Raw genomic sequence first — 13364 nt, forward strand, 5'->3', positions numbered from 1 at the left:
TCAGGCCAGCCCACGAGCAAGCCCCGCACACACCCAGGTGTGCGGGGCTTGGTCGCGTCGAGACGCTTAGGGCGTCTTGCTGCCGTTCGCGCCGTTCGCGCCGGTCGCGCCGTTGGTGGCACCGGTGCCACCCGTGGCGCCGGCACCGCCGTTGATCTGACCGGCGTTGGTGCCGATGGATCCCGGACCGGTCGGCAGGGCCGGGGTGACGACGGTGCCGCCAGTCCCGCCGCTGCCGCCGACACCGACGGTGGTGCCGTTGCCACCGGTGCCGCCGGCGCCGCCCTTACCGCCCGACACGTTGTTGACTGCACCGGAGGAGCTGGTGGTTCCGTTGCTGATCGAGCTCGGGGGAGTCCCCTTGCCGGTCCAGCCCCAGCGGATGTTGCTGCCGTCGCCGCCCTTGCCGCCGGCGCCGCCGTCACCGCCGGTGCTGCCGGTCCCGACGCCAGCGCCGCCGTTGCCGCCCTTACCGCCCGCACCGCCGTTGGAGCCGGCCGCGTACTGATCGCTGCCGCCCATACCGCCGGCACCGCCCTTGCCGCCGACGAATCCGGTACCACCGTTGCCACCGGCACCACCGGTACCGGTGACGGTGATCGGGGTACCTGCCTTAGAGGCGTTTCCGGCGGTGTCGACGTAGGCGAGCGGCTGGATGTTTCCACTGCTGCCGCCCTTGCCGCCGGCACCGCCGTCGCCGCCGTTTCCGGCGTTGCCGGCCGCGCCCAGGGCCGTGCCGGCACCGGCCGTGCCGCCGTTACCGCCGACGCCGCCGGCGCCACCGTTGGCACCGGTGCCGATGTTGTGACCTTGGAGCGGGTAGCCATCGTCGCCGTGGGTGGTGTAGCCGCCGTTGCCGCCATCGTTGCCGGCGCCACCCTTGCCGCCGTTGCCTCCGTTGGAGCCCACGCCGGTGGTGCCACCGCCGGCCCCACCGGCGCCACCGTTACCTCCGGTGCCGCCGGCGCCACCCACGGTTCCGTTGCTGGCGGACTCGTTGAACTCCGGGGACGCCACCCCGTCGGTGCCGCGAGCGCCGTTGCCGGCGTCGCCGCCGTTGCCGGCCACACCGCCGTTGCTGTCGGCACCCGCCGTTCCGTTGGCCGCGCTACCGCCGGCCGCGCCGTTGCCGGCATTGCCGCCGGTCCCGCCGTTGCCGCCCTTACCGCCGGCCGCCGTGGCGTTGGCTCCGGTACCGCCGTTGCCGCCGCTGCCGGCCTTACCGGCATTGCCACCGGTGTCGGTGACGCCCGCACCGGCCTTACCGCCGTCGCCGGCGTTGCCGCCGTTGCCGCCGGCGGAGCCGTTGGAGCCGGCCGTGGTCGCGTTGGCGCCGGTGCCACCATTGCCGCCGCTACCACCGGCACCGCCGTTGCCGAGCGCCCCGGCTGCACCGCCCTTACCGCCGGCACCACCGTTTTGGCCGACGCCGCTGGCCAGTGTGGTGCCGGAGCCGCCGTCGCCGCCCTTACCACCGTTACCGCCCGCGGTACCGGCCGAACCGGCCGCACCGTTGGCGGCCGACTGGCCACCGCCACTGTCGCCACCGGCACCGGCGGTGCCCGCAGCGCCCCGGTTACCACCGGTGCCGCCGGCACCACCGACGCCCGCCGTCGCCCCGGTGCCGCCACCAAGGCCCTTACCGCCGGCGCCACCGTTACCGGCGTTGCCGCCGCTGCCGGCGTTCCCGCCGACCCCACCAACACCGTGGTGGTTGGCGGTGCCATTGCTGGCGGTACCGCTCGCACCGCCGGCGCCACCAGCGCCACCGTTGCCGCCCTTGCCGCCGCTCGCGGCGTCACCACCGGTACCGCCGGCGCCACCCGCCACGGTGGCGTCCGTGCCGGCCTTGCCGTCCGCGCCGGAACCACCGTTGCCGGCGTTGCCGCCCTGGCCGCCGGCGCCACCACTGGCCGCCACCGCGCCCCGGTCACCACCGGCACCACCGACACCACCCTGGCCACCGTTGCCACCAGTGGCCGAGCTGCCCGCCGCCTGGGTGAAGCCATTGCCACCCCGGCCACCGGCGCCACCATCAGCACCCTGGCCATCAGCTGCTCGGGTAGCACCGTCGGCCTGCAGACCACCGATACCGCCGCTGCCGCCCTTGCCACCATTGCCACCGGTGCCACCGTTGGGGCTGCCCGAAGTGGTGGCATCGGTGCCCGCGGCGCCCTGGCCGCCCTTACCGCCGGCACCACCGACACCCGCGGTGCCATTCGTGCCGTCGCTGGCCGCCCCGGTACCGGTGCCGGCCTTACCGCCGATACCGGCGTTACCGCCGTTACCACCGTCATGCCCGGCGCCACCGGCACCGTTGTTCACACCCGCGACACCAGCACTGCCCGCATCACCGGCAGCACCAACACCACCGTTACCGGCATTGCCACCCGAACCCGCAGCACCGGTAGCACCCGTGGTCGACCCCGTACCGGCAGCGCCACCATTACCACCGGAGCCACCGCTACCACCGGCGCCGCCGTTGCCGTCACCGGTCACAAACGAGCCGGCCGCACCATCAACACCGTTGCCGCCCTTACCACCGGCACCACCATCAGCACCCGCACCCGAGGCAGCATGCGTGGAACCGTCGGCCTGCAGACCACCCAGGCCACCATTGCCGCCCTGGCCACCGTTACCACCGGAGGTACCACTGTCACCGGCGTTGACACCGTTGACACCCGCGGCACCGTCACCGCCCTTACCGCCGGCACCACCGACACCCGCCGAACCGTTGGTGCCGTCGGTGGCTGCCCCGGTACCGGTGCCGGCCTTACCGCCGATACCGGCGTTACCGCCGTTACCACCGTCATGCCCGGCGCCACCGGCACCGTTGTTCACACCCGCGACACCGGTCGTACCCGCATCACCGGCAGCACCAACACCACCGTTACCGGCATTGCCACCCGAGCCCGCAGCACCCACAACGCCATTGGTCGACCCCGTACCGGCAGCGCCACCGTTACCACCGGAGCCACCGCTACCACCGGCGCCACCATTGCCATCACCGGTCACAAACGAGCCGGCCGCACCATCAACACCGTTGCCGCCCTTACCACCAGCACCACCATCAGCACCCGCACCCGAGGCAGCATGCGTGGAACCGTCGGCCTGCAGACCACCCTGGCCACCATTGCCGCCCTGGCCGCCGTTACCCCCGGAGGTACCACTGTCACCGGCGTTGACACCGTTGACACCCGCGGCACCGTCACCGCCCTTACCGCCGGCACCACCGACACCCGCCGAACCGTTGGTGCCGTCGGTGGCTGCCCCGGTACCGGTGCCGGCCTTACCGCCGATACCGGCGTTACCGCCGTTACCACCGTCATGCCCCGCGCCACCAGCACCGTTGTTCACACCCGCGACACCAGTCGTACCCGCATCACCGGCAGCACCAACACCACCGTTACCGGCATTGCCACCCGAACCCGCAGCACCGGTAGCACCCGTGGTCGACCCCGTACCGGCAGCGCCACCATTACCACCGGAGCCACCATTGCCACCGGCGCCACCATTGCCATCACCGGTCACAAACGAGCCGGCCGCACCATCAATACCGTTGCCGCCCTGACCACCAGCACCACCGTCGCCACCGGAACCGGTTGCAGCCCGGTCAACGCCGTTGACCTCCAGGCCGCCTAGGCCACCGTTGCCGCCCTTGCCGCCGTTACCACCGGCGACACCATTGACGTCAGCGGCCGTGCCATCGGCACCGTCGGTGCCCCTGGCGCCGTTGCCACCGTTGCCGCCGACACCGGCCGCGCCGTCGGTGCCGTCGGCGGCATGGTCACCACCGCCGCTGTCACCGCCGGCTCCACCGACACCGGCGTTGCCACCGGCGCCGCCGTTCTGGCCGTCACCGCCACCCGTGGACCCGTTGGCACCGTTGGCACCGTTGCCACCGTTGCCACCGTTGCCGCCGAGCCCGCCGACTCCGTGGTCACCGTCGACGTGGCCGGTACCTGCGGCCCCGCCGTTACCACCGGCACCACCGTTTCCGCCATTGCCGCCGTCAGCGCCCGGGGTCTGACCGTTGAGGCCGTTGAAGCCGTTACCGCCGGCACCGCCGTCGCCACCGGTGCCACCGTCGCCCTGGTTGAGCTGCGTACCGTCGCCGGCGAAGCCACCGGCACCGCCGTTACCACCGGCACCACCGTTACCGCCGGCCGTTCCGTCGATGCTTCCGGCCGTGCCGTTGCTACCGATGTAGCCGCGGCCACCGTTGGCGCCATCTCCACCGACCGTGCCGTTACCGGCCTGCCCGTTGGCGCCGGTCGTGCCGTCGCCGTTGTCGCCGCCGGCACCCGCCGCGCCTGCGCTGCCACCGGCACCACCGGCGCCACCGTTACCACCATCAAGGTGGCTCGCGGTGCCGTTAGCGCCCTTGCCTCCGTTACCGGCGTTACCGGCGTTGCCGCCGTTGCCGCCGGTACCGCCGGCGCCGTGGACACCGTCAGTGGCACCGTTCAGGCCGACACCGGCGTTACCACCGGCCGCACCTGCGCCACCCGCGCCGCCGTTACCGGCGTTGCCACCTTGGCCACCGTCACCGTTGTCACCACCGGCGAAGGTTCCGGTGGCGCCCTTGGCGCCGTTACCGCCGTTACCGCCGTTACCGCCGTTACCGCCTAGGCCGCCGCTACCGGCGTGGTAACCGACACCGCTACCGGCACCACCGTCACCGCCCTTACCGCCTGCGCCACCGGCCTCACCGTCGCCGCCGGACTCACCCGGCTGAGTTCCGCTGCCACCGTTGGCGCCGTTGGGGCCGTTCGGTCCGGGCAGGCCATCGCCGCCGTAACCACCGTTACCGCCATTGCCCTCACCCGTGGCACTGCCACCGGTACCGCCGTCACCGCCGTGCTGCCCGCCGTCACCGCCGTCACCGGCGTTGCCACCGTTACCGGTCTCGGTGCCGCCGGCACCGCCGTCGCCACCGTCGCCACCGGCACCGGTCTGGCCCGTGCCGCCGTTACCGGCGTTGCCGCCATTGCCGTTGGAGCCGGCGTCGCCACCATCACCGCCGGCACCGCCGTCGTGGTCGCCGTTGCCGCCGTTGCCGCCGTTGCCGCCGTTGCCCATGTCGGTGCCACCGGCACCACCGGTACCACCGGAGCCGCCGTTGGAGTTGTCACCGTGGCCATCGCCACCGTTACCGGCATTGCCGCCGTTGCCGTGGCTGCCGGCATCACCACCGTTACCACCGTTGCCGCCGTCGCCGTTGGGGTTCGTGTAGCCGTTACCGCCGTCGCCGCCATCTCCCGACGGCGTGCCTTCGGCACCGTCGCCACCGTCGCCACCGGCATTACCGGTGCCGCCAGCGCCACCGGTTCCGGCACCGCCGCCGGAACCACCGGACCCGGCGTTGCCGGTGTCGCCACCCTTACCGCCGTTGCCGCCGTTGGGGTTCGAGGCGTCGCCGTCAGCACCCTTGCCGCCGTTGCCGGCTGAGCCGGCGTTGCCGCCGGCGCCGCCGTCGCCGCCATTGCCGTTGTTTCCGGCGTTGCCGTTGCTGGCACCGCCGCCGCTGCCGCCGGTACCACCGGCGCCACCGGTACCACCCGAGCCGCCGTTGCTGCCGGTACCGCCGTCGGCGCCGGGAGTGGTGGCGTCGTCGCCGTCCGCTCCGCCACCACCGTTGCCGGCGTCACCACCGGTGCCGGCATTACCACCGGCACCACCGTTGCCCACGACCGAACCGCCGGCCCCACCAGAACCACCGTTGCCGCCGGCGCCACCGTTGGTGCCGTCGCCACCGGCCTGCGACGGGTCAGTGCTGTCGCTGCCGTCGGTGCCGTTGGAACCCGAACCGCCGTTACCGCCCTGGCCACCATTGCCGTGGTCACCGGCATTACCACCGGCACCACCATTGCCACCGGCCGTACCAGGCGCAGCACCCGGGTCCTTGGAAGCGTCATAGCCGTCACCACCGGCACCACCGTCACCGCCGATGCCCGCCGTGCCGTCCGTACCGCCATTGCCGGCCGTGCCGGTACCGCCGGCACCGCCGCTGCCCGCCGAACCACCGGTCGCACCCTGGCCGATAGCGCCGTCGTTACCGCCGTCACCACCCTTGCCACCGTCGGGGTTAGTGGCATCACCGTCTGCACCCTTGCCACCGTTACCGCCGACACCGGCATTGCCGCCGTTGCCGCCGTTACCGCCGTCACCGTTGGCGCCCGCCGAACCATTGGTCGCCGAACCACCGTTACCGCCGGTACCCGCCTTGCCACCGTCACCGGCGTTACCACCGACGCCGCCGTTACCACCGTCCTGGCCAGGCTGGGTGGCGTCGGCACCGTTAGCGCCAGTCCCACCGGAGCCACCGTTACCGGAGTTGCCGGCATTACCACCGGCACCACCGTTACCGACGACCGAACCACCGGAACCGCCCGCACCACCGTTACCGCCGGCGCCACCGTTGGTGCCATCACCACCGGCATTGCCGTTGCCATCACCATCGGTGCCACTGCCATCCGCACCGGTGCTGCCATTGGTACCGCTACCGCCGTTGCCGCCCTGGCCACCATTGCCGTGGTCACCGGCATTACCACCGGCACCACCATTGCCACCGGCCGTACCAGGCGCAGCACCCGGGTCCTTGGAAGCGTCATAGCCGTCACCACCGGCACCACCGTCACCGCCGATGCCCGCCGTGCCGTCCGTACCGCCATTGCCGGCCGTGCCGGTACCGCCGGCACCGCCGCTGCCCGCCGAACCACCGGTTGCACCCTGGCCGATAGCGCCGTCGTTACCGCCGTCACCACCCTTGCCACCGTCGGGGTTAGTGGCATCACCGTCTGCACCCTTGCCACCGTTACCGCCGACACCGGCATTGCCGCCGTTGCCGCCGTTACCGCCGTCACCGTTGGCGCCCGCCGAACCATTGGTCGCCGAACCACCGTTACCGCCGGTACCCGCCTTGCCACCGTCACCGGCGTTACCACCGACGCCGCCGTTACCACCGTCCTGGCCAGGCTGGGTGGCGTCGGCACCGTTAGCGCCAGTCCCACCGGAGCCACCGTTGCCGCCGTTGCCGGCCAAGCCGCCGGCGCCGCCGTCACCTTCGACGGATCCACCCTTACCGCCGGCACCGCCGTTACCACCGGAGCCACCGGCAGTTCCGGAACCACCGGCGTTGCCATTGCCGTCGCCGTCGGTACCGCTGCCGTTCGCACCGGTGCTGCCGTCGGTGCCGCTGCCGCCATTACCACCCAGGCCACCGTTGCCGCGGTCACCGGCGTCACCGCCGGCACCACCATTGCCACCGGAGGTGCCCGGTGCCGCGTTCGGGTCGGTAGAGGCGTCGTAGCCGTCGCCGCCGGCGCCACCGTTGCCCTGGGCGCCCGACGGGATCCCCCCGTCCTGGCCGTCCGTCCCGTCGGTCAGGCCGCTGCCGCCAGTGCCGCCGCTGCCTCCGGCGGCGGAGTTGCCGCCCTGGCCACCGTTGCCACCGTCAGGGTTCTCCGCGGTGCCGTGCGCACCGGCACCACCGTCGCCGGCCTTGCCGGAGTCTGCACCATCGCCCGCGTTGCCGCCGGCGCCCTCAGTGCCTGCCTTGCCGTGGGCCGAGCTACCGGCGGCACCACCGGCACCACCGTCGCCACCGGCACCACCGGCGCCGGCGCTACCGCCCGCACCGCCGTTGCCGTCACCGCCGTTGTCGAACGTCCCGTCCGAACCGTTGGCGCCATTGCCACCGACGCCGCCGTCGGCGCCGGCACCACCGGCACCACCGTTGCCGCCATCACCGGCGATCGATCCGCCGGCACCACCGGCACCACCGGTGCCGCCCTTACCGCCCGATCCGCCGGCCTGACCGGCGTCGCCCGGGTTTTCGCCGTTACCACCGGCACCACCGGCCGCGCCGTTACCGGCGTTGCCGCCGTTACCGCCATTGCCGTGGTCACCGGCGGCACCACCGGCACCGCCATTACCGCCGTTCGTTCCCGGCGCGGCGGTCGGGTCGGACGCGGCGTCATAGCCGGCCCCGCCGTTACCGCCGTTGCCACCGCTGCCGGGGGTGCTACCGGCCGATCCGTTGTTGCCTGCGGTCGCACCGGACCCACCGGTTCCACCGCCGCCGCCGACACCGACGTTGCCGCCGTGGCCGCCCGCACCACCGTCGGGGTGAGCCGCCGTGCCGTCGATACCGTCGCCACCGTCGCCGGGAGCCCCGCCGTTGCCACCGTTACCGGCGTTGCCGCCGGCCCCGGTGGTGCCACCACCGGCACCACCATTACCACCGGTGCCGCCGCCGCCGCCATTGCCGCCCGCGAAGCCGTCAGCGTGCCCGGCGTCACCATTGTTGCCATCGAAACCGGCACCACCCACACCGCCGTTACCGCCGACGCCGCCCTTGCCGTCGGTCGCGTGGCCGCCGCCAACCTCTTGGCCGCCGGCGCCACCCGCGCCACCGTTACCGCCGTTACCACCGGCGGTGCCGTCGACGTTGTCCCGGTCGCCGTTGGCGCCGTCCATGCCGGCGCCACCCGCGCCACCGTTACCGCCGGTGCCGGCAGCACCATTGCCGCCGCTGACGCCCTGCTGACCGCCACCCGAGTCGCCGCCCTTGCCGCCGGCCCCGGCGTTGCCGCCGTTACCACCGGCGCCACCGTCGTAGCCGCCCACGTGCTGGGCGTCCCCGTTGGCGCCGTTGTAGCCGTCGGCACCGTTACCGCCGTTACCACCATTGCCGCCGGCGCCGCCGACGCCGTGACCACCGGTGGCCGCACCCGTGCCGCCGACGCCACCGGCGCCGCCGTCACCGCCGGTACCGCCGGACGTACCGTCACCGCCCGGGTTGGTGCCGTTGGTGCCGTTGAAGCCGCTACCACCACGGCCACCAGCACCACCGGCGCCACCATTGCCGTCGGTCGCCTGGGAGGTGCCGTCAGCCTGCACGCCGCCTTTGCCGCCGTTGCCGCCGGCGCCGCCGGCTGCGCCTGCGGTGCCGTTGATGCTGGCGGCGGTGCCGTTGGTGCCGTCGAGGCCGGTGCCACCGATACCACCGTTGCCGCCTTGTCCGGCGATGCCGGAGGTGCCGCCGGCGGCGGTGGTGCCGCCCCCACTGTCACCCCCGGCGCCGCCCTTACCGGCGTTGCCCCCAGCACCACCGTCTTGACCGGCGTAACCGGCCTGGTGGGTCGCATCACCGTTGGCGCCGTTGGCGCCGTCCGCGCCGGCACCACCGTTGCCGGCGTTACCCCCGACCCCCCCGGCGCCGTGCGCACCGGCCTGGGTGCCGCTACCCCCGACCCCGCCGGCCCCACCAGTGCCACCATTGCCACCACGGGTGCCGTCGGCGCCGGGCGCATCACCATTGCTGCCGTTGATGCCGTTACCACCGCGGCCGCCCTGGCCACCGGCACCACCATTGCCGGTGGTGGCGTGCGAGCCGTCGGTGTTCACACCCCCAGCGCCACCATTACCGCCGACACCACCGGCACCGCCGGCGGTGCCGTCGGGATTCTGGAGGGTGCCGTTGGCGCCGTCCAGGCCGGTGCCACCCACACCACCGTTACCGCCCTTGCCGGCGGTGCCGTCACTACCGTTCGCGGCGGTGGTGCCGCCACCACTGTCACCCCCAGCACCCCCGATGCCGGCGTTGCCGCCCTTGCCGCCGTCCTGGCCGGCATACCCGCCGGTGTGCTGGGCCGTGCCGTTCGCGCCGTCCGCGCCATCAGCGCCGGCACCACCATTGCCGGCGTTACCCCCCACACCCCCAGTCCCATGCGCACCAGTAGAGCTACCGGTGCCCCCAACCCCACCGGCGCCCCCGGCGCCACCATTGCCCCCCCGGGTGCCATCAGCCCCCGGGGTCGCCCCATTAGCACCGTTGAAGCCACTACCCCCACGGCCACCCGCACCACCAGCACCACCAGCACCGTCCGTGGCCTGCGTGCTGCCATCGGCCTCCAGGCCACCAGCGCCACCGTTACCCCCGGCGCCACCCGCCCCACCGGCAGTCCCATCCGGGTTCTGCGCGTCACCGTTGACCCCATCCAGACCGGTACCACCCAGGCCACCGGCACCGCCCTTCCCGGCGATCCCGTCACTACCGTCCGCGGCGGTGGCACCGCCACCACTGTCCCCACCAGCACCCCCGACACCGGCGTTACCGCCGGCGCCGCCGTCTTGACCGGCATAACCGGCGGTGTGCTGGGCAGTGCCGTCGGCGCCATTAGCACCGGCGGCACCGTTGCCACCATTGCCGGCGTTACCACCGACCCCACCGGCACCGTGCGCACCCTCGACCGTGCCGGTCCCCCCGACACCGCCGGCGCCGCCGGCGCCACCATTGCCACCGCGGGTGCCCGCCGAGCCCGGCTCATCCCCATTAGCACCGTTAAGGCCGTTACCACCACGGCCACCCAAGCCACCGGCACCACCATTGCCGGTCGTGGCCGCCGTGGTGCCGTCGGCCTCCAGACCACCCTGGCCGCCGTTACCCCCGGCCCCACCAGCGGCACCGGCGGTGCCATCAGGATTCTGCGCGGTGCCGTTGACCCCATCCAATCCGGTGCCGCCGCGGCCACCGTTACCGCCGACCCCGGCCACACCATCGCTACCGCTGGCCGAGGTGGTGCCGCCACCACTGTCACCGCCGGCACCCCCCTTACCCGCATTGCCCCCATGGCCGCCGTCCTGGCCGGCATACCCGCCCGCATGCTGGCCATCGCCGTTCGCGCCGTCACCCCCATCAGCGCCGTTACCACCATTGCCGCCGTTACCGCCCAAACCACCGATGCCGTGGGCGCCGTCAACCGAACCGTGCCCACCCACACCGCCGTGACCACCAGCACCACCATCACCGGCGTTGGTGCCATCCCCACCCGGCACCGCCCCGTTGAACCCGTTGAAGCCGTTACCGCCGGCGCCACCATCACCACCAGCACCACCAACACCCTGCGCGGCGGACGAACCATCAGCCTGCAAACCACCGGCGCCACCATCACCACCAGCCCCGCCCTGGCCACCACCGGTGCCATTAACACTGCCCGCGACACCATTGGTGCCCAAGAACCCATCCCCACCAACACCACCATTACCCCCGGCGCTGCCCGACCCGTCCAGGCCATCAGCGACCGTGGTGCTGCCATCACCATTAGCGCCGCCAGCACCGCCGGCACCGAAGTCCCCACCCTTGCCACCAACACCACCAGCACCGGCATCCGGATGCTCCGCCGTACCCGCGGCACCCGCACCACCAGCACCCGCAGCACCGGCATTACCACCATCCCCGGCCGCACCACCACCACCGGCAGCACCGGCCGCGCCATTGCTGGCGCTACCGGCCGCACCGCCGGCACCACCGGCACCCCCGGCGCCACCATTGCCGGCGTCCCCACCGGCCCCACCGTTGCCATCACCACCATCAGCGAACGAGCCCGCCGCGCCCTCAGCACCCGCACCGCCGGCACCACCCGCGGCGCCCTTGCCACCAGCACCACCGGAGCCAGCGTTACCGGCCACCGCACCACCGGAGCCACCCGCACCACCGGCACCGCCGGCCCCACCGTTGCCGCCCGAAACCCCGGAACCCCCCACGGTGGTGGCATCCGCGCCGGTCAGGCCGGCGAAACCATTACCGCCGAGACCACCATTGGCGCCGTTGCCGTGCGCACCACCATCACCCCCGACACCACCCGCACCACCAGAAGCGCCATCACCATTAGCCAACACGCCGGTGCCGTTACCACCAGCACCCCCGACCCCACCATTGCCACTGATCCCCGACGGGACCTGCCCATCAGCACCCGGGCGCCCCGCATTGCCCCACAACCACGACATGAACTTCTCACCCGCAGCACCACCGAGACCGACAACAGTGCCGATCTGCCCGCCCGCGCCGCCATCACCACCATCACCACCACCCAGGAGGCCATCACCACCCAGACCCCCAGCGCCACCATCACCAGCCAGGCCCGCATTACCCCCCACACCACCATCACCGGCAGCACCGAAATGCCCACCCACACCCCCGACACCACCACGACCACCCGCACCACCATCGCCACCCACCCCACCGGCACCACCATTGCCGCCCAGATCATCCAGACTCACCCCACCCGCGCCACCGCCACCACCGGCGCCACCGGTGCCACCCACACCACCAGCACCGCCCACACCACCGATACCCAGCACCCACCCGGCCGCGCCACCAGCACCACCATTGCCACCCAAGCCACCGACCAGCCCATCACCACCAGCGGTGCCATTGAGCGCCCCCACCACCCCATCAACACCCGCTACACCCGCCGCACCGACCGCGCCCGCACCCCCAGCACCCCCCGCACCACCGAACCCCAACAGGCTGACCACATCACCACCGGCACCACCATTACCGCCGACCAGCAACGCATCAACCGAGGCCCCACCCGCACCACCGGCGCCACCATCACCGAACAACCAACCACCCACACCACCAGCGCCACCATCACCACCCTCAACACCCACACCACCGGCGCCGCCATTGCCGAACATGCCCGCAGCGCCACCCACACCACCGGCACCACCAGCGATCCCGGCCACCCCCGCAGCACCGACACCACCATCACCAAACAAAAACCCGCCATCACCCAGATTGCCGAACCACCCCAACGACCCGAACAACGAGTCATTGGACCCGGTGAACCCATCAACACCGTTACCGATCAACTCCCGACCGAACAAGTCCACAAACGGCTGGTTGATCAAGTCCAAAAACTGCTGATTACCAGCAATAAAATCCTGCGTCAGGTCATACAGCGGCAGATACAGATCCTCGTGATAGAACGACGCCACCGCCACATCGAACTGCTCAAACGCATCAACAATGAACCCACCATCAGCCGCACCCGGCTCCGCCCACCCCACCCACAACGCCGAACCCGGATCCGACAACTCCGACCAAAACACCGGATCCAACAAATCAAAACCATCCGCCGACGCCACCGGCACCGACCCCACCCCAAACCCCAAAAACGCCGCCACAACACTCGACGCACCCACCACACGCCGACCGGACGCACCCCGAGCAGACGAACGAACAAATTTGCTAGACATCCGACTGCTCATGACGACCCTCTCATAATTTCCGCTAAGCATTAACGCAGGTTCAAATTATGGTCGTCTGTTCACTTATCGCCAACTCAGGCACTCCTCATGTGGCTGAAACCACACTCGTGCGGCGATTGTGACGCCGCCGGCGGCGTCATACGCGCAGGTCAACAGGGATCGATGCCGGTTGACGCTGATTAGTGTGATGTTGGTCACAGTGGAAAAACGTGAACCATTGGCAAGAAACAGGGATTTACTTCAAAGAATTCAGCAGCAAGTGCACACGTTTCATGCGCAGCCCAGCAGGCCTATGCATGAAACGG

At 71.9% G+C, this 13364-nt stretch carries 1 protein-coding gene; it reads right to left on the bottom strand.

The features are described 5' to 3' along the window. Window positions 1-66 precede the first annotated feature (66 nt). Window positions 67-12699, bottom strand: coding sequence for a hypothetical protein (locus K3U94_RS20875; RefSeq protein WP_220694881.1), 12633 nt, complete (start codon window positions 12697-12699; stop codon window positions 67-69). Window positions 12700-13364: the final 665 nt, after the last annotated feature.

Origin of the sequence: Mycolicibacter heraklionensis (genome assembly GCF_019645815.1) — a bacterium.
In the GTDB taxonomy this organism is placed as follows: domain Bacteria; phylum Actinomycetota; class Actinomycetes; order Mycobacteriales; family Mycobacteriaceae; genus Mycobacterium; species Mycobacterium heraklionense.